At 35.0% G+C, this 23,442-nt stretch carries 20 protein-coding genes; 10 read left to right on the top strand and 10 right to left on the bottom strand.

Annotated features, from left to right (window positions below):
- The first annotated feature begins 7 nt into the window (after nt 1–7).
- From BUB12_RS01365 to BUB12_RS01340, 6 genes are all read left to right on the top strand, one after another.
- Nucleotides 8–280 carry a hypothetical protein gene (locus BUB12_RS01365; RefSeq protein ID WP_072887221.1) on the top strand — a complete coding sequence of 91 codons (273 nt, stop codon included), beginning with the start codon at nt 8–10 and terminating at the stop codon, nt 278–280.
- Complete coding sequence (locus tag BUB12_RS01360; RefSeq protein WP_072887219.1) at nt 281–3,961, top strand: nitrate reductase subunit alpha; 3,681 nt, start codon at nt 281–283, stop codon at nt 3,959–3,961.
- Complete coding sequence (narH, locus tag BUB12_RS01355; RefSeq protein ID WP_072887215.1) at nt 3,951–5,468, top strand: nitrate reductase subunit beta; 1,518 nt, start codon at nt 3,951–3,953, stop codon at nt 5,466–5,468. The genes BUB12_RS01360 and narH overlap by 11 nt, the downstream gene beginning before the upstream one ends.
- Nucleotides 5,455–6,057 carry a nitrate reductase molybdenum cofactor assembly chaperone gene (gene narJ / locus BUB12_RS01350; protein WP_072887213.1) on the top strand — a complete coding sequence of 201 codons (603 nt, stop codon included), beginning with the start codon at nt 5,455–5,457 and terminating at the stop codon, nt 6,055–6,057. The genes narH and narJ overlap by 14 nt, the downstream gene beginning before the upstream one ends.
- 36 nt (nt 6,058–6,093) lie before the next feature.
- Complete coding sequence (gene narI, locus BUB12_RS01345; RefSeq protein WP_072887212.1) at nt 6,094–6,789, top strand: respiratory nitrate reductase subunit gamma; 696 nt, start codon at nt 6,094–6,096, stop codon at nt 6,787–6,789.
- A gap of 200 nt (nt 6,790–6,989) precedes the next feature.
- Complete coding sequence (locus BUB12_RS01340; RefSeq protein ID WP_072887676.1) at nt 6,990–8,504, top strand: FAD-dependent oxidoreductase; 1,515 nt, start codon at nt 6,990–6,992, stop codon at nt 8,502–8,504.
- 156 nt (nt 8,505–8,660) lie between these two features.
- Here BUB12_RS01340 and BUB12_RS01335 read toward each other — a convergent pair whose 3' ends face one another.
- Nucleotides 8,661–9,305 (bottom strand): substrate-binding domain-containing protein, encoded by a 645-nt coding sequence (locus BUB12_RS01335; RefSeq protein ID WP_084063188.1) that lies wholly within the window; start codon nt 9,303–9,305, stop codon nt 8,661–8,663.
- 12 nt (nt 9,306–9,317) lie between these two features.
- On the bottom strand, nt 9,318–9,539 hold the full coding sequence (locus BUB12_RS17435) for a LysR family transcriptional regulator (protein WP_084063187.1): 222 nt from the start codon (nt 9,537–9,539) through the stop codon (nt 9,318–9,320).
- Nucleotides 9,540–9,647: 108 nt separating this feature from the next.
- On the opposite strand from BUB12_RS17435, the gene BUB12_RS01330 reads away from it, so the two are divergent.
- Both BUB12_RS01330 and BUB12_RS17800 read left to right on the top strand, forming a co-directional pair.
- On the top strand, nt 9,648–10,715 hold the full coding sequence (locus tag BUB12_RS01330) for a citrate/2-methylcitrate synthase (RefSeq protein ID WP_072887210.1): 1,068 nt from the start codon (nt 9,648–9,650) through the stop codon (nt 10,713–10,715).
- A gap of 430 nt (nt 10,716–11,145) precedes the next feature.
- Complete coding sequence (locus tag BUB12_RS17800) at nt 11,146–11,289, top strand: hypothetical protein (protein ID WP_200801004.1); 144 nt, start codon at nt 11,146–11,148, stop codon at nt 11,287–11,289.
- 2 nt (nt 11,290–11,291) lie between these two features.
- Here the strand turns inward: BUB12_RS17800 and BUB12_RS01325 are convergent, their stop codons facing one another.
- From BUB12_RS01325 to cysK, 4 genes are all read right to left on the bottom strand, one after another.
- Entirely contained in the window at nt 11,292–11,951 is a 660-nt protein-coding gene (locus BUB12_RS01325; RefSeq protein ID WP_072887208.1) for a DNA alkylation repair protein, read from the bottom strand.
- A gap of 72 nt (nt 11,952–12,023) precedes the next feature.
- Nucleotides 12,024–12,644 carry a CAP domain-containing protein gene (locus BUB12_RS01320; RefSeq protein ID WP_072887207.1) on the bottom strand — a complete coding sequence of 207 codons (621 nt, stop codon included), beginning with the start codon at nt 12,642–12,644 and terminating at the stop codon, nt 12,024–12,026.
- Nucleotides 12,645–12,741: 97 nt separating this feature from the next.
- Nucleotides 12,742–13,407: a CPBP family intramembrane glutamic endopeptidase gene (locus BUB12_RS01315; protein ID WP_072887205.1), complete on the bottom strand. Its 666-nt coding sequence runs from the start codon at nt 13,405–13,407 to the stop codon at nt 12,742–12,744.
- Nucleotides 13,408–13,509: 102 nt separating this feature from the next.
- The gene (gene cysK / locus BUB12_RS01310; RefSeq protein ID WP_072887203.1) at nt 13,510–14,424 is read right to left on the bottom strand and encodes a cysteine synthase A; all 915 of its coding nucleotides are present in this window, start codon (nt 14,422–14,424) and stop codon (nt 13,510–13,512) included.
- Nucleotides 14,425–14,642: 218 nt separating this feature from the next.
- Here cysK and BUB12_RS01305 point away from each other — a divergent pair, with 218 nt between their 5' ends.
- Both BUB12_RS01305 and BUB12_RS01300 read left to right on the top strand, forming a co-directional pair.
- Nucleotides 14,643–14,828: a hypothetical protein gene (locus tag BUB12_RS01305; RefSeq protein ID WP_072887201.1), complete on the top strand. Its 186-nt coding sequence runs from the start codon at nt 14,643–14,645 to the stop codon at nt 14,826–14,828.
- Between the two features lie 131 nt (nt 14,829–14,959).
- The gene (locus BUB12_RS01300) at nt 14,960–16,093 is read left to right on the top strand and encodes a zinc-dependent alcohol dehydrogenase (protein WP_072887199.1); all 1,134 of its coding nucleotides are present in this window, start codon (nt 14,960–14,962) and stop codon (nt 16,091–16,093) included.
- On the opposite strand, the gene BUB12_RS01295 is transcribed toward BUB12_RS01300, so the two are convergent.
- From BUB12_RS01295 to BUB12_RS01280, 4 genes are all read right to left on the bottom strand, one after another.
- Nucleotides 16,094–16,957, bottom strand: coding sequence for a 5'-3' exonuclease (locus BUB12_RS01295; RefSeq protein ID WP_072887197.1), 864 nt, complete (start codon nt 16,955–16,957; stop codon nt 16,094–16,096).
- Nucleotides 16,958–16,962: 5 nt separating this feature from the next.
- Nucleotides 16,963–20,562 (bottom strand): dynamin family protein, encoded by a 3,600-nt coding sequence (locus BUB12_RS01290; protein ID WP_072887195.1) that lies wholly within the window; start codon nt 20,560–20,562, stop codon nt 16,963–16,965.
- Nucleotides 20,563–21,186: 624 nt separating this feature from the next.
- Complete coding sequence (locus tag BUB12_RS01285; protein WP_072887193.1) at nt 21,187–21,654, bottom strand: CBS domain-containing protein; 468 nt, start codon at nt 21,652–21,654, stop codon at nt 21,187–21,189.
- Nucleotides 21,655–21,903: 249 nt separating this feature from the next.
- The gene (locus BUB12_RS01280; RefSeq protein WP_072887191.1) at nt 21,904–23,433 is read right to left on the bottom strand and encodes an acyl-CoA carboxylase subunit beta; all 1,530 of its coding nucleotides are present in this window, start codon (nt 23,431–23,433) and stop codon (nt 21,904–21,906) included.
- Nucleotides 23,434–23,442: the final 9 nt, after the last annotated feature.

Raw genomic sequence — 23,442 nt, 5'->3', positions numbered from 1 at the left:
AGAACAATTGTTTCTATATGAAGATGAAGCAGATTTTGTCCAAGATCGTGAAGATTTAATTCATGTTTTAAGGATGAGATTCGGCGATATAGCTCCTGGTATTGTAGAAAACATCTATGAAATTGATGATTTGGAAGCTTTGGAACGACTTATATTAGTTGCAGCTAATGCCCCTACCTTGCGTATATTCATAGAAGAATTAGAGGCAGGTAATGATAGTTTTAAATTAGTTGGAGAAAGATTTAATCCAATTGAGAACATGGATGAAGGGGGTATTTAAATGGCTAAGAAAACTAATAAATTGTTAGAATCGTTCAGGTATTTAAAACGTGGAGATACCATAAACGATGGATGGACGGAAGAAAGTCCAAGGCCAAGACATTCAGAAGAAATCTATCGTAGAAGATGGGCACACGATAAAATTGTTCGTTCGACACATGGGGTAAATTGTACAGGTTCTTGTAGTTGGAAAATCTATGTTAAAGATGGGATTATTACTTCTGAAACTCAACAAACCGATTATCCATCTACCGGTGATGATTATCCAGAATATGAACCCCGTGGATGCCCACGTGGAGCGAGTTTTTCTTGGTATACATATAGTCCAGCAAGAGTGAAATACCCATACGTTCGTGGTGATTTATATGAGCTTTGGAAAAAGGAAAAAGAAGCCGGAAATAATCCAATTCAAGCATGGGAATCCATCCAACAAAATCCTGAAAAAAGAAATCAAATCGTTAAAGCACGAGGAAAAGGTGGATTTGTAAGAGCTGATTGGAGAGAGATTTGTGAGATAATTGCTAGTTCCATCATATACACCATTAAAAACTATGGACCAGATCGTGTGGTTGGCTTTAGTCCAATTCCAGCGATGTCGATGGTGAGTTATGCAGGTGGGGCACGCTTCCTATCATTATTAGGTGGTACTTTACTAAGTTTCTATGATTGGTATGCTGATTTACCACCTGCATCACCACAGGTTTGGGGAGACCAAACAGATGTACCGGAAAGTGCTGATTGGTACAATACGAAGTACTTTATTATTTGGGGTACGAATTTACCACAAACAAGGACTCCTGATGCACACTTTATGGTAGAGGCCAGATATAACGGAACAAAGGTAGTTGGAGTCAGTCCAGATTATGCTGAGTATGAAAAATTTGCTGATGTTTGGCTACCTGCGCGTGCTGGGACAGATGGTGCCTTAGCAATGGCTATGACCCAAGTAATTCTAACGGAATTTTATGTAAAACAACAGATTCCTTATTTCACAGATTATGTAAAACGATTTACCGATCTACCATTCCTTGTCATCATCCGTGAACATGGAGACGAGTATCGGACAGATCGTTTTCTTCGTGCATCTGACGTAAATGATCAGCATAACCTTGGCGAATGGAAAACAGCTGTTTGGGATGAAAATACAAACCAAATAGAAATCCCGAATGGAAGTTTAGGATATCGTTGGGATGATAGTAATAAATGGAATACAGAATTAGAGAAAGAAGATGGATCAACGATTGCTCCTAAGCTAAGTTTTATTGATGCCTCGGATGAAGTAATCCAAGTGACATTCCCTTATTTTGCAGAAGAAGAAGGTGGAGCTGTTTCAAGGGGAGTACCAGTTAAACAAATTAAAGATCAAGTTGGCAATGTACTAAAGGTTACAACTGTGTATGATTTAATGATGGCTCATGTTGGAGTTAATCGTCAGTTACCAGGTGATTACCCAGAAGATTACAATGACGACAAACCGTATACTCCTGCATGGCAGGAAAGTATTACAGGGGTAAATCGTAACCACGTCATAAAAATTGCCAAAGAATTTGCAGATAATGCTGCACGAACAAAAGGTAAATCAATGATTGCAATGGGTGGTGGAACGAATCACTGGTATCATAGTGACCAAATTTACCGCTCCATCCTTAATCTAATATTATTAACAGGTTCACAAGGTGTAAATGGTGGTGGTTGGGCACACTATGTTGGTCAAGAAAAGGTTCGACCAGTAGAGGGATGGAACTTAGTATCATTTGCTTCAGACTGGGGTAATATTCCAAGATTACAAAATGGTACGTCCTTTTTCTACTTTGCAACAGAACAATTCCGTTATGAGACAGAGAGTAACCAACAAAAGTCAGCCTGGAACGGGAAATATAATCATATGCACCCGGCTGATGTGAATGCGCTTTCAGCTCGTTTAGGGTGGTTACCATCTTTTCCACAATTCTCACAGAATTCGATTGATATCGTAAAAGATGCAAAGGAAAAAGGTGCTAAAACGGAAAAAGAAGTTATCGATTATGTTGTCGATCAAATTAAATCTGGTGAAATTGAATGGTCGATTGAAAATCCTGATGACCCTAGAAACTTCCCAAGAGTATTCTTTAATTGGCGTTCGAATTTACTAGGTGATAGTGGGAAAGGCCATGAATATTTTGCAAAGCATTTAATTGGTGGAGAAAATCAAGTGATGACCAATATAGAAGATTCTTGGCAACCTGAAACTGTAAATGTTTCTGAAGTGCCACCTGAAGGAAAAACTGATTTATTTGTCAGTATTGATTTTCGGATGACTAGTTCCGGATTATTTTCTGATATTGTCCTTCCGACTGCAACATGGTATGAGAAGTTTGATATCAGTAGTACGGACATGCATCCGTTTATTCATCCGTTTAATGCAGCAATTTCCCCACCTTGGGAAGCGAAAAGTGATTGGGATTGTTTCAGAGAAATTGCAAAGGTATTTTCGGAACTAGCAGAAGAACATCTGCCAGCAACAGAAGAATTACTTATGCGACCTTTAGGACATGATTCTCCCGGAGAAATTGCACAAGTACATGGAAAAATTAAAGATTGGCGTGAGGGTGAAGTTGAACCGATTCCTGGAAAAACGATGCCTAGTTTACAAGTAATTCCACGTGATTATCCAAATGTTTACCAAAAAATGACGACAATCGGGCCAAATATGAAAAAAGGCTATGGTGGAAAAGGGGTTAGTTTACCTGGAGATAAGGTCTTCAACGAACTTAAGGATAGACTGGGAGTATCGAAAAGAGAAGGAATTGGAAAAGGAAATCCAGATCTCTTAACGGATAGAAAGGCTATTAATGCTATTTTGTTAATGTCGGGTGCAACAAATGGAAAACGGGCTGTCGAGGGCTGGAAATCCATGGAGGCTAAAACCGGTCAAAAATTAACTGAAATTGCAATAAACCGTGAAGAAGAAGATTTCACATTACAATCTCTTTCTGTTCAACCAAAAACATCTATTTCTACCCCAATGTGGAGTGGCATGGAAAAGGATGGTAGAAAATACTCACCATTTACAGTGAACACCGAATATAACATCCCTTGGAGAACTCTAACTGGTAGACAAAGCTTTTATCTTGATCACGAAATGATGTTAGATTTTGGTGAAGGTTTACCATTATATTTACCACCACTTACAAAAGGTCCATTTATGAAGCATGAAAAGGGTGTAAAAGATAATGGTCAATCATTAACCGTTCGATATTTAACCCCACACCAAAAATGGGGGATTCACACGATGTTTACAGAAGCATCACCTATGGTTCAACTATTTAGAGGTTGGCAAGTGGTTTGGATGAACGAAGATGATGCTAAGTCCATTGGGATTGCAGACAATGATTTCATTGAAATTTACAACCGAAATGGTGTTATTGCTGCTAGAGCCGTGATAACTTATCGAATACCAAGGGGAATGATTTATATGTACCACGCCCAAGATCGAACCATGGGGGTTCCAGGAACTGCCATTAATAAACAGCGTGGAGGTACACATAACAGTGTGACACGAATTACGTTAAAGCCAACCCATATGATTGGTGGCTATTCACAGTTAAGTTATGGATTTAATTATTATGGGCCAACTGGTCATCAGCGAGATACGATGGCGATTGTCAGAAAGCTGAAGGAGGTTGATTGGCTTGAGAATTAAGGCACAAGTAGCAATGGTTATGCATCTGGATAAGTGTATTGGGTGTCATACGTGCTCTGTTACATGTAAAAATACTTGGACGAACAGGCCTGGTACAGAATATATGTGGTTTAACAATGTGGAAACACGTCCAGGCCCTGGTTATCCTAAGAGATGGGAAGACACAGAGCGTTATAAAGGTGGTTGGACATTAAAAAATGGAAAACTAACCTTACGTGCTGGTGGACCAATCTCTAAACTAGCAAATATTTTTTACAACCCAAATATGGCTGAAATGGAAGATTTTTATGAGCCTTGGACGTATGAATATGAAAATTTAATTCATAGTCCAAAAAGTGAAAACTTACCAGTTGCACGACCAAAATCAGAGATAACTGGTAAATATATCGATAAACCGGAATGGGGTTCTAACTGGGATGATGACTTAGCAGGTGGTAGTGATGTTGTCCCATTGGATCCAAATGTTGAGAAAATGCAAGAGCACATCAAAATGGAATATGAAAAAACATTTATGATGTACTTACCAAGAATTTGTGAACACTGTTTAAACCCGTCGTGCGTAGCATCATGTCCTACAGGGGCATTGTATAAGCGTGATGAGGATGGAATTGTGTTAGTTGATCATGATGCTTGTCGTGGATGGCGTTTTTGTCAAAATGGGTGCCCATATCATAAGGTTTATTATAACTGGAACACACATAAAGCAGAAAAGTGTAACTTTTGTTATCCACGTACAGAAGCTGGTCTTCCTACAATTTGCTCTGAAACATGTGTAGGAAGAATTCGCTATATTGGCGTTGTTTTATATGATGCTGACAAGGTAAAGGAAGCAGCTTCTGTTGAAGATCCACAAGATTTGTATGAAGCCCAATTATCTTGTTTCCTTGACCCATTTGATCCCGAGGTTCAAGAAAAAGCGAAAGAAGCTGGGATTAATAATGCATGGTTGGAAGCAGCAAAAGAATCACCGGTATATAAGATGGCAATGAAATGGAAGATTGCGTTACCATTACACCCTGAGTATCGAACAATGCCAATGGTTTGGTATGTTCCACCATTAAGTCCAATAATGAACCATATTACAAATGAGGACGAGCTTGATACAGATGGTTATATTCCAGCGGTGGATCAAATGAGAATCCCAGTAGAATATCTTGCTTCTATTCTTGCAGCTGATGATAAAGAACTTGTTCGTAAAGTGCTGTTAAAGCTCTCAGCGATGAGAGTGTATATGCGTGGAAAGACTGTTGGTGGGGTGGATGAGTTTAAACAAAGCGAATTAGTGAAACAAGCAAATACCACTCCTGAAGAGATTGAAGAAATGGCTCGCTTATTAGGAGTAGCAAAATATGATGAGCGTTATGTAATTCCAACAGGCAGAAGAGAGATGGACGATGACTTACACTATAAACGTGGTGCGTGTAGTTTAGAAGACATTGCTCCACCAGAAGGAGTAAATCCAACATTTGCTTATATGAAAGCGAGAGAAAACTATGAAGCAAGATAAGCGGATTCTATTAATAGGTGCTTCACGCATTTTAAGTTACCCTTCCGAAGATTTTAAAAAGAATTTGAAGGAATTAAATCAGTTAGTTGAAGAATCACTAGAATCACAAAAAATTAAGGCTGAATGGAAGAATGCATTTCTTTCATTCAGCGTCCTCAACCAACAAGAGATACAAGAATTATATGTTAGTACATTTGATTTAAGAGCAAAGACAGGATTGTATTTAACTGCACACGAATTAGGTGATAGTACAAAAAGAGGAGCAGCATTGATCCGGTTACAAAATATCATTAAGCAAGCGGGATATGAAAGGGAAGATAAAGAATTAGTTGATTATATCCCGTTGTTACTAGAGTTCCTAGCAGTTGCTCCTCCAACTGAAGATAAAGAACGACTCGAAAAACGTCTAGGGGTTGCCATGAAACGTATCGTGTCAAACTTAGACCTAGGAAACCCTTATATTGGGATTCTGAAACTATTGTTGGATCATGTACTTCCAAATCCTACAAAATCAGAAGTTGAACAATTGGAGAACAACCGAGAAGAAGCTGACTTAGAAGAATTACCATACCCGATTATGTATCAGTAGTATGGTATCCAATTAAAATCAAGAGGAGGGGTGTTTATGGCCGATATATTTTGGTGGGTCATATTCCCGTATTTAACAGGAACAATTATGATAGTAGGTCTTCTTTATCGTTACGTTTTTAGGCAATTAACATGGGCAGCTCCGTCTACAGAGTTTTTTGAGAAAAAATGGCTTCGAATTGGCTCCCCTTTATTTCACTGGGGAATCGTGTTTGCTTTCATTGGGCACCTCATGGGGATGGTAGTTCCAATGGAATTTTATCAGTCTCTAGGTATTTCGGATCATTTGTATCATTTTGGTGCTATCTATGGTGGGGGATTAGCCGGTTTAATGGTAGTTGCAGGGTTAGTCATTTTATTAATTCGAAAAATGACTATTGACCCTGTACGTATTAAAGCGGGATTTGCTGATTTTTTTACTGTGTTAGCGTTGTTATTTGTAGCTGGAACAGGAACCTATATGACGCTTATCTATAACACAACTGTAGTAGAGTATGAATACCGTCAAACAATCGGTCCGTGGTTCCGTAGCATATTTATTCTACAACCTAGATATGACCTTATGCAAAGTGTACCATTATTATTTAAAGTTCATGTCATTTCAGCTTTTGCTCTGTTTGCATCAATCCCATTTACAAAGTTGGTGCACATATTTAGTTTTCCAATCAGGTATCCAGCACGAGCTCCTCAGCAATATCGATCTCGTTCTAACTATAAAAGACAAGGTTTATAAGAATAGGTACAATAAAAATCTGAACCATTCGTTATCTCTATAGGTTTCGAATTCGTTCAGATTTTTATTTATGAATTAATTGAGTTTTTAATTAACCGAACCTCTTTCTTACGATGATCGCCAAGTATAATATTATCTAAAAAATAGTAAAAAATAATACTAGGATAAAATGAATAGGAGTGATTTATTTGAGTGAGAAAATGCCCCAATTTCCTGAATCGTATTGGTTAGATTCTACAGATATTCCTAGTTACCCTAAGCTAGAAGAGAAAAAACAAACAGAAGTAGGTATTGTTGGAGGAGGAATTGTTGGATTAACAGCAGCCTACTTGTTATCAAAACAGGGTGTAAAAGTGACTGTAATTGATGCTAGTACTTTGGTAAATGGAACTACTGGCCATACAACAGCTAAAATAACGGCACAGCACGGAATAATATACGACGAATTAATTCAACATTTCGGAAAAAACATGGCTTTACAATATTATCAAGCAGCAATGGAAGCAAAAAAATTAATTGAAACTACCATACGAGATCTAAATATTGACTGTAATTATCAAGTTGAAGACGCTTATATTTATACCAATTCGGATGACTACATATCAAAACTAGAAACAGAGAAAAAAGCATATGATGAACTAGGTATTAATGGGGACTTAACCGATGAGATTCCATTAGATATTCCAGTCAAGCGAGCTTTAGTAATGAAGGAACAAGCCCAATTTCACCCGTTAAAATATTTACATAGACTTATTAAGGAATGTGAAAATAATGGGGTACAATTTTTTGAACATACAGTCGCCATTGATGTGGAGTATAATAAACACCCGGCCATTATAACAAAAGAGGGTCACCGTTTACTATGTAATCATGTAATTGTAGCTTCTCATTTCCCTTTCTACGATAAGCAAAGTTTTTATTTTGCTAGAATGTATCCAGAACGGTCCTATGTAATTGCAGTAAAATCTGATCAAAAGTATCCTGGAGGAATGTACATTAATGCTGAATCTCCAACCAGGTCTGTTCGCTCTACTAAAGTAGATGGACAAGAGTTATGGTTAATTGGTGGGGAAAATCATAAAACTGGACAGGGTGAGACAACAATTAAGCATTACGAAGCACTACAGCAATTTGGAGAAGAACAGTTCGGTATTTCAGAATTCCAATATCGATGGTCTGCACAGGATTTAACTACATTGGATAAAGTTCCTTATATCGGATCGATTAAGGAAGGTGAGGATTCCGTTTTCGTAGCTACTGGATTTAATAAATGGGGAATGACAAATGGAACAATTGCAGCAAAAATTTTCTCAGATAAAATTGTGCATGGAAAAAATGAATTTGAAGAGTTATATACACCATCTCGCTTCCACGCTGATCCCCAAATTAAGAAATTTGCAACTATCAATGCTGATGTGGCAAAGCATATGATTAAAGGAAAATTAGAAATTACGAATGATACAATTCAAGGATTATCAACGGATGATGCAATCATTACGAAGATTAATGGTAAAAGGGCTGGAGTATATAAAGATCAAGATGAAAATATGTATGCACTAGATACAACGTGTACACACATGGGGTGTGAAGTTGAATGGAATTCAGGCGATCGAACATGGGATTGTCCTTGCCATGGTTCACGCTTCTCATATAAAGGCGAAGTGATCGAAGGACCAGCAAAAAAACCATTGAAGCAGATTGATTTATCAAAATAAATCCGACTTTATTCATTTTCATCTTTTTACACTGACTGTAGATGAATGAATAGCATTTAACAGACAGTTAGCCCCTTTATTGAAATTACATATGAGAGGGCAAACTGTCTGTTTTATTTGGGAAAATGAAAGTGTAAGTTGTCCTAGAAACTAGGTTTAACTGAAGTGAAATGCCGATACAAAAGATGTAAAATCATGATCAACAAGATGGTCATTTTTATAAATAAAAAACATTCTAGCTGTAGCAGGTTCGAAATAATCAAATGGTACTTCTATCAGTCTACCTTCTAATAATTCACGCCTAATTGTTGATCTTGGTAGAAAACTAACACCTATGCCTTCTAAAACAAGTCGTTTTGTAATATAGGATTGATTTATTTTCATCATTTTTAGTGAAGGAATAAACTCCAACAATTTTGGCTTTAACATTTTCCAATATTCAGGATGGTTGTCAGTAAATAATATATTATTGCTTAATATTTCAATAGCATCTAAATATGGCCCTGATTCACTATCATAGCCGTCATGAAGCATAATTAAAGGAACATCTTCTTCATGGAACTGAATAGACTTAACCCACGAACTACCAGGAATACAAGATAGCCCAATATCTACTTCACCACTTTCAATTTTTGAGGAAATTTCAGTGGATTCCATGACATGAATTGTAAGTTCAACTCGAGGATTTTCTTCGATATATTTATTTATAATGGCAGGGAGTATAGTATCAGATAGAATAGGTGAGATGGCAAGACGTAATGTTTTATGATAACCCTGTTTAAATCTATTTAATCTATTCATGCTTTGATCATATTAAGTTAGGATACTTTTTGCTTCTTCGTAAAAGAATCGTCCAAACTCCGTTAATACTACATTTCTTCCTTCTTTAATAAATAATTTGTCCCCTAATTCTTTTTCTAAAAGCTTAATTTTAGTCGATATAGCAGGTTGCGTTACATACAGTTTTTCAGCAACTACTCGAAAATTTTCATGTTCTGCTGCTAATAAGAATGCCTGAATGGTTCGAATGTCCATAATTTCACCTCAATTAATAAACTATAGTTATTATTATAGTAAAAATTATTAAATTTTAATAATAATTAAGATAATTTATAATGAAATTAAAATAAGGAGGAGAGGGATATGGAGCAACCAGGATTAAAAGGTGTAACGATACTTGAAACAAAAATTAGTGAAATTGATGGGGGAAAGGGGACATTATCATACAGGGGCATTGCAGTTGATGAGATTGTTGAGAATTATACATTTGAGCAAACTGCATTTTTTCTTCTATTTGGAACGTTTCCTAGTAAAAGTGAATTGGAGAACTTCGAAAAAAAGTTGATTCATTATCGGGTGATGCCTGATTACATGGTGCGTATTTTATCGGAACTGCCTAGAGAACAACCGATGATGGATGTATTGAGAACAATGGTCTCTGCAATGACACTTAAAACAAGTGATACAACAGAACAGTCAATTCAGTTAATAGCTATATTACCTACCATTATTGCTTATAGGTATAGATATATTAATGATTTACCATTTATCGAACCAAACAAGGAATTAGGTCATGTTGCTAATTTTATGTATATGTTAAAGGATAACGACAATTCTAACTATGCAAAAATACTAGAAACCTACCTTATTATTACGATGGAGCACGGTTTAAATGCATCCACATTCTCAGCAAGAGTCACGGTTTCTACAGAAAGCGATCTTATATCTGCTATTACGAGCGCAATTGGTACTATGAAAGGCCCATTACACGGTGGTGCACCATCAGGGGTTATCCAATTACTGGAATCAATTAAAACAGAAGAACAAATAAGTGAAACAATTCACAAGAAGTTGGAAAATGGAGAGCGAATTATGGGATTTGGTCATCGAGTCTATAAAACTATGGATCCACGTGCAGAAGCACTAAAAAATACGATTAATCAGCTGGATAATACACCAAACTGGATGTCGTTAGCATTACAAACGGAAATAGAAACAATAAATATATTAAAGAAACTAAAGCCAAATCATCAATTATATACAAATGTGGAATATTACGCAGCAGCAATTATGAAAACAATTGAGATTGATGAATCGTTGTTTACAGCAATTTTTAGTTCAAGTAGAATAGTTGGATGGTGTGCGCATGTATTAGAACAAAGTAATAACAATACAATATATAGACCAAATGCAAAATATGTTGGTAATTAGTTAGAAGCAAAAATATTCAATTTTGTCTCACTATCTTAAGTATACTTTACTTGTGAGACAAAATTGATCTTTCTACCACTGACTTCTCATAATAAATATTATGTAAACTAGGAAATTAAAAATTGTCATGAACCAAATCTATAAATATTATTGTCTCCAACCTATGTGTTTCTTTATTGAACATTTCAAATTTACTCTGGTTAAATGCTCTTTTGTTCTCGTAGCAAGTTGGTTCTATTGTATTATCTAAACCGACTTTTATGACTTCAATTAATTATACCAACAATTGATGGCTTTTCTTTATAAGCGTATCACTTTTGTACATTTCTATAATCATTTTATCGTTTAGTAAATTTAAACCGCTCGAATTCTTATCACCGTTCTATGACAAGCTGTTTCAATAATAAGGTGTTTTAAGGAGGTAATTTAAATGAAAAATCTAGATTGGTCACTCATTTTATTCGTTGGTGTTTCTTTGACTACTGAATACTGGAATTATTGGGGATTGCCTCGCGTCTATTATTGGAACCTAAAGAAAGAAGTTTTAGAGGATCTAGAAACTAAATCCTCCTAAATCTAAATATACTTACTTCCCTCTCTAATACTTAATTTCGCAAGGTTATTTTCGTTGATAAATTGTCTGACAGATTCAGGATTTGTTTTTGAATATTCTCGTAAAGCCCAACCAATTGCTTTTTGAATAAAAAATTCTTTGCTATCTACGTTTTCTTTGATATAACGGTAAAGCAATTGCTCATCAGTATCTTCTTTATACTTTAATTGGAATAGAATGGATGTTCTTCTCAACCATAAATTCTCCCCATTTGACCAGCCCTCAATGGTTTGATTTATTATTTCAGGGTGGTTTTTAGCTATAAGACCCACAGGTTTTTGAGCAAGCATGTCCACTGTGTCCCACCAAGATTTTGAAGTTATAAGACGTTGTATCAAGGGGAAATGTCCCTTAGATATTTTTTTCAAGGACCTGTCAATATAGTCCAAACCAATGTTCTGAAATTCCCTTTCTTCTTGTTGCCACAAATGTAGGACAAAATCAGTGTTAAATTCTCTATTTAGTAACCCACTGTCTTTAAAAAATTGACTTGTAATTTTACACCTTTCTGGAGTTTTAATTCCAAAAAATTTAAATTTATTTTTCATGTACCGTTCCATATGTATTGCATTATCTGGATTTCGATTTTTTTCTAACAACTCTCGCAGTTCTTTTAAATGCAAATGAATCTCCCCCTTATTAATAAGCATAAAATCTCAAAAGAAACGCCCAGAGTTTATTCTGGACGTTACTGATCACGAACCCGTAAACATTTGAACCCATGCACCTTGATGATAACCCACTCCAATAGAGTCAAATTCTGGTTTAAGAATATTGGCTCGATGTCCTGAAGAATTCATCCACGCATTCATTACTTCCTGTGGAGTTTTCTGGCCTTTTGCTATGTTTTCTCCTGCAGTTCGATAGCTAATTCCAAATGTCTTTAACATATCAAACGGCGAACCATAGTTAGGACTTGTGTGTGAAAAGTAATTGGAGTTAATCATATCCATTGCTTTCTTTTCAGCTACATTTTTTATATCAGCTCGGTGTTTTAAGGCTGATAAACCATGTTTTGCTCTCTCTTGGTTCACTAGTTGAGCTACTTGTTCCTCAAAAGTACTTGGACTTTTAGCTGTACCACGTAATCTGATTACATCTCCTATTTGCATGTTTGTAGGTGCGACACTAGGATTTAATCGCATCAATTCACGATAATCTAAGCCATAGCGCTTTGCAATAAACCAAAATGTATCCCCTTTTGAAACTTTGTAAAAATCAAAAGGTGGTTCATTAAACATTTTAATTTGTGCGTTTGATGCAAAAGGAAACGCTAATGTAAAGATTAACAGGAACGCTACAATCTTTTTCTTCATTAAATTTCACCTCCATGTAAACTCATTGACTTACTGCTTCTATTTTCTGTTACTCTGAAAAGCCAATGCATAGAATTACTTGGAAGTTTCTGTAATACTACGTGTAAAAGATAAAACAGCCAATAATGATAATCATAATATCAGCAAAAATATGAATAATCCACGAAGACCAAATTGTGCCATTCTTTTCATTAACCTTTTGAAAGATAATACCTATCAACAATAGACCAATAAAGCAAATTCCGATAATAAGAGGTTCAAACCAAAGCATGATCATAGGAATATGGTATGTAGAAAATAGTAATGGACTGTAAAGGTATCCCCATTTCCTAGGTAAGTTGAAGAAAATAAACCCTCTAAAAAATACTTCTTCTATAAATGAATTGCCAAAGGAGATATACAAGCCAACAAAGATAAATGTCGAGGCTGTAATTCCTAAACGATTGTTCAAATCCTGCTTAATTGAATTCAAGTCTAAAAATGGTTTTGTAATTAAAAAGGCAATTAAAACAATTATTGCTGAAGACAAACCTAGTAGGAATATCCGTCTCCATTCTTTTTTGGATAATTTCTTTATTGAGATTAGTTCTTTAACCTTAAAATTTTTAAATAGTAGCACATAAGTGCCGATATTCAATGCAAATAATACTATTTTTAGGATTGTTTTTATGACGTAATTATTTTCCATACCATGTTCTATAAAGGCTAATATGGTACAAGTTATTAAAGTACTAATAATTATAAAAATGCTATGAAGTCTCATTTCTCCCCCTATTTACAAACGAATTAATATTGCTAAAATTCAAAGCAATACTATTATCATAGCAAAAAAACACCACTGGAGATAGCCAGTGGATGAAAAAAATTATATTAAACCCATACTTAGATAACGTTCGCCAGTATCGGGGGCAATACATAAGACTTTTTGATCTTTTTCTAATCGACTGGCTACTTCTATTGCAGCAAATACAGCCGCTGCACCAGAAAGTCCAATAAATACCCCTTCCTTTTGTGCGATCGATTGATACATTTCTACTGCGTCTTCATCTTTAATTTGCATGATTTCATCATAAATGTTGGTATTTAATATACTTGGAATAAAACCAGGACTAGTCCCAACTAATTTATGTTTACCCGGTTGTCCCCCTGAAAGAACAGGTGAGCCTTGTGGTTCAACTACTGTAATATGTAAGTTCGGTAACTTTTCTTTTAAAATTTCTCCTGTCCCAGTTACTGTACCACCGGTCCCTGCTGTACATACAAATGCATCTAATTGATGATCCATCTGCTCTAGAATTTCTAGTGCTGTCGTTTTACGGTGAACATCAGGATTTGCCTGATTTTCAAATTGTTGTGGAATAAAAGAATTTGGGATTAACTTTTGTAATTCGAGTGCTTTATTAATAGCTCCAGGCATTTTTTCCTCACTTGGGGTTAACACAACTTCAGCTCCAAATGCTTTTAATAAATTTCTTCTTTCTATTGTACTATTGTCAGGCATAACTAATATAGAACGATAACCTCTTGCAGCTGCATTCATTGCAAGTCCGATTCCAGTATTGCCACTAGTTGGCTCGATTATCGTATCACCTGGTTTGAGAACGCCTTTCTCTTCTGCAATTTTAATCATATTAAAAGCAGCACGATCTTTCACGCTTTTGCTTGGATTAAACATCTCTAACTTAACATAGACTTGTGCACCATTAGGATCTGTAAGTTTATTTAATCGAACTACTGGTGTGTTTCCAATAAGTTCTGAAACATTGTTGTATACACGCATCAAATCATCCTTTTTAAACAGTATACATTATATTTTAGCAATTCATTAGTTATATTCCAATTTAAAGGTGGTATTGGAAAATAATTACTATTTTTTTATGTAAAAATAGAATTTTTTTCAAATATCGGGGTAACCTATTTGTTGTAAGTGAAATGAGGCTTTTGGACTAGTCCATCTGTACTTATTTTCACTAAAAACATATATAGGAGGGTTAAGGAATGGCTAAGCGAAATAGAAACAACAATAACAATCGCAACAACAACAATAATAACAACAATGCAAATAATGTTGAGTTTGCGAATGAGAATGAGTTTCTAAACAACGATGATTTGAATAACAACAACAACAATAACAACAATAATCGTAACAACAATCGCAACAACAACAACAATAACAACAATTAATGAGTCGATTATTGGCAAAAACCTGTATCTTATATGATACAGGTTTTTGTTTTATCTTCTGTTCCGTATAAATTACATCATTTAATTAAAAATATATATGATTGAATAACTTTAATTGGAGGCTTCAAGTTATGAGAGCAGTTACTTACCAGGGGAAGGAATCTGTCGAAGTAAAAAAGGTTCCAGATCCCATTATAAAAGATCCAGAAGATGTTATTGTTCGTATTACATCTACATCGATTTGTGGTTCAGATATTCATCTCTTTCTCGGTAATTTCCCACTCCCTATTGATTATATTATTGGTCATGAACCAATGGGTATTGTAGAAGAAGTAGGTCCAGATGTTACAACAGTTAAAAAAGGAGATCGTGTTGTAATCCCATTTACTGTTGCTTGTGGAACCTGCCCTTATTGTGATAACCATTTACAAAGTCAATGTGATAATTCTAACCCACATTATGATTCAGGTGGATATTTCGGTTACTCAGAAAAGTTTGGTAACTATCCAGGTGGACAAGCAGAATATTTACGTGTTCCTTTTGGTAACTATACCCCATTTTTAATCCCTGAGAACTGTGAACTTGAAGATGAGCAATTACTATTTTTATCCGATGTTTTACCGACAGCATATTGGAGCGTGGAAAATGCTGGGGTCAAACACGGTGATACTGTAATTGTATTAGGATGTGGACCAATTGGATTAATGGCCCAGAAATTTGCATGGCAAAAAGGAGCAGAACGTGTAATTGCTATTGATTATTTTGATTATCGATTAGATCATGCAAAAAAGGTAAATAAAACTGAAGTATTTGATTTCACAAAATATGACGACATGGGAGAAACACTTAAAGAGCTTACTAGTGGTGGTGCCGATGTTGTCATTGATTGTGTAGGTATGGATGGAAAGAAATCCCCGTTAGAATTTGTTGAGCAGAAACTTAAACTTCAGGGGGGAACAATTGGGCCGATTCAAATTTCAACAAAGGCAGTTAAAAAAGGTGGAACAGTCCAACTGACTGGGGTCTACGGAGGATTGTATAATATGTTTCCATTAGGTGCCTTCTTTTCTAGAAATATCTCCATAAAAATGGGACAAGCCCCTGCACGTGCTTACATGCAAGAGCTCTATAATCAAATTGAAAAAGGTAAGTTTGACCCAACGGATATTATTACTCATAAACTACCGCTAGATGAAGCACAGCATGCTTATGATATCTTTACTGAAAGAAAAGACGATTGTATTAAAGTTGTTTTAAAACCGTAGTTATCCGAGCAATTTGACGAGATGGTTAAACTCCAACTCGTCAAATTTTTGTTGTGCTTTGTTACGATCATAAGTCCATAAAGCATCGTCTAATTCACAAGAGATGGGTACATCACATTTAATCTCCGCCAAATTTCTAGATAGATTTAACATATCTAGATTTGCTTTAATTTTTGTTTGAACCCCTTTTGGTAATTGATCAATATTTTCTAGTAATTGATCAATGGTTTCATGTTCTTTTAGTAATTTTAAGGCCGTTTTTTCACCGATACCCTTAACCCCAGGATAATTATCAGAAGTATCCCCCATTAACCCTTTTAAGTCGATAATTTGTTTTGGCAAAATCCCCATCTTTTCATAGAAATTTTCGGTATTATATACTTCATAATTTCCTATTCCTTTTCTCATAATGGCAACTTGAATGCCTTCATCAACTAATTGCAATATATCTTGGTCCCCAGTTAAGATCGTTACTTCGTGATTACTAGAATAATTCTTTGCCAATGTTCCAATACAATCATCAGCTTCATAATTCTCAAGACCAATATTTGGTGTATTTAGTGCATCCACGACTTCTTTTACTAAATCAAACTGAGGTACTAACTCCTCAGGTGGTGCCGAACGGTTTGCTTTATATCCATCATATAATTCAGTACGAAAAGTTTTGCTTCCCATATCCCAACAACAAATCACATGAGATGGATTGAAAGTCTCAAAGGCGTCATTGAAATAACGCAAAAACTGATAGATTCCGTTGGTAGGAATTCCTTTATTATTTTTCATAAAGTTTCCACGAAAAGAAGTTGCAAAGAAACCTCTAAACAACAATGCCATTCCGTCTACTAATAAAATATTATGCTTCATTTATTTCATCCTTCTCTTAATAGATATTGAAGTATCTTTAGTTTATCTTCTAATATGTTTACATCCACATTATTAGACATCATTGATAATTGATTATCAACATAATCATTAATACTTGTAACGAATAAATCCTCATGTTCATTCCATAATTCTATCCATTGGTTTTTATAAGCATCTTCCATTTGCTGATCAATAGTTGATAAATAGTCCTTTACTTCTGGAGATAATGCTTTATAAATTGCCTCTTTCATTATCTCTTTTTCATTATTTACAAAGAATGCCTTTGTTCCTTTAAAAAGAGATAATGCCTTATCAAACTTCATCATATCCAAAGATTCAAGGCCTTGTTCATATTCAGGAGTAGATAATTTTAAATCATTTAAACTCGGTAAAATAAAACGTTCATCGATTCGTGTTACATTTTTGGTTAGTTCTTGATAAATCTCCTTTAATAAGTCATCTAAATAGGACTCAATTCGTAAGGAAACTGCTCGAACTTCTTGTAACAGTTCATAACCAACGTAATCTATTAAAGATTTTAAGTTATGGCTTAACTCGATTTTAGCCTTTTTCCCTGTTTCTGTAACAGTTGTTGGATTAAACTTCTCTTTAAATAAATCGTGAAATCGAATGCCTAATCGTTCGTGAACATAATGTAATTGTTTCTCGATTTTTTCTTCAATTCTACCCTCATAGATGGTTGCATTAATATCTTCAAGCATTTTAATAAGCTTTTCCTGTTTTTGAAGTAAATCTACGCGATAGTTTTCTTTATCTTTTAACGATAAGTTTATCGTATCAATATAATTAGTTACCATTTTTTCAGCACGTTTGATGTCTAGCATTGCTGCTTCTGCAAGTAGTGCCGATAAATCCTCATGAATAAATGCGTACAATTCTTCCTCAAAGATTTTCATTTCTTGATTTAACTCAATATTGCTTTCCTTTTCTTTAGCCGATTTCTTACTTGATACAGAGAAAATCTTAGGAAAACGAATACCTAACTCGACTAATTGTTGTTTAACGTAGGTGACAACCATTTCTAATTCTGATTGGTCTTGGGCTAAATCAGAAGCGTTGACGATAAAGAACATTTTATCCAACTGGAAAGAATCTTTCACTCGACCTAGTTGCATTAGAAAATCTCGATCTGCTCGTGATAAAGCATGATTATAATACGTTACATAAAGGATTGCATCTGCATACTTGATATAATCAAATGCAACATTTGTGTGTCTCGCATTGACAGAATCTGCACCTGGTGTATCCACTAACGTTATTCCTTGCTTCGTAATAGAACAATCATAATATAAGTCCACTGCTTCAATATAACATGCTTTTCGTTCATCTGTTACATATTCAGAAAACTCTTTTATTGAGATGCGAATTTCTTTCCCGAAGGATTGACTATGCTCCTCATAACCTTTAACTAAAGCAATTAAATAATCTTGATATACCTTTTCTAACTCATCTCTCTTATAAATCTCTTTAGTTGATACCCATTGGATAAGCTCATGAAATGTTTGTGCTTTTGGCTCAAAGATTTTTGTTATATGTTTTAGATCTTTAACTAAAATTTCCTCATTCTTAATCAGTATCACAACTGTTCCATGACTATTATCAATCGTTGTTGGATTAATACGGTTAATTACAGCTGTCGTTGGATTTGGTGATACTGGTAAAATATTATCTCCCATTAATGCATTTGCAAAAGAAGACTTACCCGCACTGAAAGCACCGAATAATGCAATCGTCAATGTACGATTTTTAAGACGATTATGTTTATCTTTCAAGTCATTAACAATGGATTGAAAACCTGGTAATTCCTCTATTGTTTGAATGGACTTATCAACTTTGGAAATTACATCCTCAACATTATATCGAACTGACTCATTAGGTTTATCTTCTGAGGAGGCTTCAACTTTTCCCTCTTTTTTATTAAAAGTAAGGGAGGAAGAATCCATTTTTATAATTGTTTTATTTTGCTCTTGTAATTCCTCTTCTATCAATGAACGTACATTATCTGCTGGTTTTGGTAAACTATCTAGCGTGGATAGCTTTTGTTCTAATTCATTTTGAATGGAAGTTGCCTTCTCTTGTTTATTTACTTGTTCCTCGAGTTTCTCTTGTTTAGAAACTAATTTACTAAGCTGTTCCTGGTCTTCTTTCTTAATATAATCAATCAAATCCTGTAAAAGCTGTTGAATATTTTGTTTGTATTTATTTTTAATATCTGTACTAATATCATTAGTGAAATTTAGAACATAGTCGCCATTCAATTTAGCACCAGGCTTTACGAGTTTCTGCACATCTGAGTCCTGATAATCAACAGATATGTTTTGGAATCTCTGGATAACAGTTGGGTTGGTAATGTTAAAGTCCTTCAGCAACTCTGTTAACTTGTTACGTAAACTCCATTGGACAGTAGTTTCAGCACTTTTTTGAAGTGCATTGATAAAACGCTCAGTTCTTTCCTTTCTTTCCATTAATGTTTTCTTCTTTGATCCAATAATTCCAACCTTAAAGTTATCGGATTGAGACTCTAGAAAACTTTCAGCATTATCTCTCAATTCTGCAGGCATGATATATGCATTTTTAAGTGTGGTATTCACAACCTCTTGGATGGATTGCTGAATTTCTTTCGGTTTATTCTTTATAGTCTGTATTTGCACTTGGAGTTGGTTCACATCTTTGGGATCTACGGAAGTATTCTCTTCCCCAACATCTAATAATTCATTATAAGTTTGCTCCAAATATTTCTTATGGTCCTGAAGTATTTGCTTTATTGCTCCATCCAAACGCATGTTTGTATCTTGATTATTCAACAGACTACTTAATTTCTGTTGAATAAGTTCAAATTGATTGTGCGGAGTATTTGAGTTCATCAAAGATGAATAATAAATTTCCTCAGGTAACAGTCCCCATTGCTCAAATGTTTGCTTAATTTTGGAAACGTATGTTTTGAATGGGATTTCGCTCTCATCGTGTTTATCAATTTGGTTAATTATAATAAAATATGGTATTTGGTTTTCTTGTAATTGTTTTAAAAAGTATAGGTTAACTTCAGACTGAACATGGTTATAATCCATAACATAGAATAATAAATCCACTAGATGTAAGGATGATTCTGTCATTAATCGATCGGCATCATCTGCTGCATCAATTCCGGGAGTGTCAACTATACAACCTCCATTTGATAACAAAGGATTTGATGTTGTTAGTTCAATACGATTTATTTCATCTTTATTTTTACAGTAGTCTTTAATCATTTCCATATCATATGGTTCACTGTATTCAATCGGCTGTTCTTCTTTAAAAAAGATACGAGCAGTACCTTCACCTTCTGATATTTTTACAATATTAGCACTTGTTGGTATAGGACTCTTCGGTAAAATATCTTTCCCCAGCAAAGCATTAATCATAGATGATTTACCAGCAGAAAAGTGACCTGAAAAACTAATTTGAAATTCTTCATTTTGAATTTTTTTATAAAGCGTTAGCATTTTATTGGCATTTACATCATCTTTATTGTCTAACATTATTTTATAATAAGCTGCAATGTTTTTTAGTATTTCCCCTTTGTTTAATTCACTAATAACAGTCAAATTATACAATCCCCTTCATTTAAGCCTTTTCATCTATCTTTATTTTAGTTTCCTTAAACTGTAAGGAATTTTTATTGTAATTTAGGTGTAAACAGAATACAATTCCCATTATACGCAATATACAATACAATTTCTACACAGCATGACAGAGAAATTGATGTTTTATAGTTAATAGAAAACTCAAAGTTAGAGCATAGTTGATTTCCGCTGCTGGCAGTCGCTATCCTCGGGCACGGCCTTAGTCAGGCGACTACTTGAATAAACTTCTCTGTTGCCTTGTACCGAGGAATTGACTTCTTTGATTTTCTAGAAGACGCAGGTACACCTCTTGGGGTCTTCGGTGACGTGCTGTTTCCGCAGGACGGATTTTTTTGGTAGGGCGAGTAATCCTAGTCTCAAGGAAGGCTTCGTCAGAGGAACATCGCACGTAGAAAATGCAAATGGAGATGCACTTTCAAGGACTCGACTGCCTCCGCTCCAATCATCAATCTATTTTAAATTGATATTGATGCCAAAACCAGCGAAGTGTATTTTCCGTAGCGATAGAATTTACGTGACCACTAAAAATCCGAACAATAGAATTTGTTCGGATCTTGATTAAGCTATAAAATTTTAATCCAAGCCTCATGCATTATTAGCTAGTAAGCGATTAGAGATATATCGTATTAAATCTCCTCTGCTTATAACTCCAACTACAGTATTTGTATTATCAATTACTGGTATTTTTTTAAAGTGGTATTTCGATAGAATGGAAAGGGCATCTTCCAGCCTTTCTTCAGGATGAACGGATAATATGTTTTTCTTTTTCATTATACATGTTATCGTCTCATCTAAAGTACGCTCCATCTTGTCCGTTAATGCTTCTTCTTCACTAACTAATACTAGTGAAAACATATCATAAACCGTTCTAGCTTTTGGTTGGAGATAACGAATGACATCACCATCACTTATTACCCCTACTAATTTTCTATCATCATCAAGTACGGGAACTCCACCAATTTTATTTTCTACTAAAATTTGCAATAAATCTCGGATAGTGGTTTTTTCTGTAACACTTATAACATCAGTAATCATAAAATCTTTTATTTTCAAGCCTACACCTTCTTGTTGTTGAATGAGTTTATTGTATAGTATAAACCATTTATTCTAAAAATATAAAGTGAATGAGTGAAACTTATGTGAATTTAATACCTATTCTCTAATTGTCAGGTTTACATAATAATATTATTGTTTTCTTGTTATCGTTATAACAGTATATGTTTAAAAAGGAAATGTTGTTATATAAAAACAGAACGAGAATCTAATATCTAGTGTAGAGTCTCGTTCTGCACAATTGTTCAATTAAACTGGATATACGCCATGTTTACGTTCTGTAAATGTTGTATTCTTTGATTCATAGATTGAAAAACGTTTCGTTAATTCATTGCGTAGTTCATCTGGATCAACAATCGCGTCAATTACTAGTTCACTTGCTAATCGATAGATATCAATATTGTCTTTATATTCATCTTGCTTCTCTTTTATAAACGCTGGTCTTTCTTCTTCTGGTAATTCAGCAATTTTATTAGCATAAACGGCATTTACTGCTGCTTCAGGTCCCATAACAGCAATCTGTGCAGTTGGGAGTGCTAAACAGCAATCAGGCTCGAATGCTGGACCTGCCATAGCGTAAAGTCCTGCACCGTAAGCTTTTCGTACAATTACAGAAATCTTTGGTACGGTTGCCTCACTCATTGTTGCTAACATTTTAGCGCCATGCCTAATAATCCCTGCTCTTTCTACCTTAGTGCCAATCATAAAGCCTGGAACGTCCATTAAGAATAATAGTGATATATTAAATGCATCACATAATTGAATGAATTTGGCAGCTTTATCCGCAGAATCCGGGAATAGAACTCCCCCTTTCATCCGTGGCTGATTAGTGATGATTCCTACAGACTTACCATTTATTCGAGCTAATCCAGTAATTAACTCTGGTGCAAACTTCTTCTTAATTTCACAAAAACTATCTTCATCGATAATTCGCTTGATTAAATCATGCATATTAAATGGTGCATTCTGGTTTTCTGGTATTAAATCTCTAATTGATTTTTCAAATGAAGTTGTTTCTTTAGCTTCTACTGTTCTTGGTTTTTGTCTAAAGTTTTGAGGAAAGTATGTTAAGTAGTTTCTAGCATATTCAATTGCTTCAGGTTCAGATTTCACTAAGACATCACCAACACCTGAAACAGAGCAGTGCATATTCGCTCCACCCATCTCTTCCAATGATACCTTTTCTCCGATTACTTTTTCAGCCATCCTTGGTGACCCTAGATACATAGAAGCGTTACCATCAACCATGACAACAATATCACAAAATGCAGGAATATAAGCCCCACCAGCTGCTGATGGTCCAAATAGTAAGCAAACTTGTGGAACACGTCCAGATAACTTTATTTGGTTATGGAAGATTCTACCTGCTCCACGTCTACCCGGAAACATCTCGATTTGATCGGTAATTCTTGCACCCGCAGAATCAACTAAATATATCATAGGAATTTCTAAAGACATTGCCGTCTCTTGAATACGCAATATTTTTTCTACCGTTCGCTTTCCCCATGAGCCTGCTTTTACCGTTGAATCGTTGGCCATAACACAAACATCTTGACCATTAACTTTACCGATGCCTGTTACAACTCCATCAGCAGGTAAAGAACCATCCATACAATTGGCAAAAAAAGCATCCTCTATATCCATATCGTCATCAAAAAGTAATTCCAAACGTTTACGGGCAAAAAGCTTTCCCTTTTCCTCATTCTTTTTATGATATTTTTCATGTCCACCTTGTTCAATTTCTTCTACTCTCTTTTTTAATTCTTCCATATATGACATAGGCTAACC

The sequence above is a fragment of the Ornithinibacillus halophilus genome, from assembly GCF_900129485.1.
Lineage (GTDB): Bacteria > Bacillota > Bacilli > Bacillales > Amphibacillaceae > Ornithinibacillus > Ornithinibacillus halophilus.
Note: the sequence above shows the minus strand (reverse complement) of the source record. Positions and strands in the feature narration are given on the sequence as shown.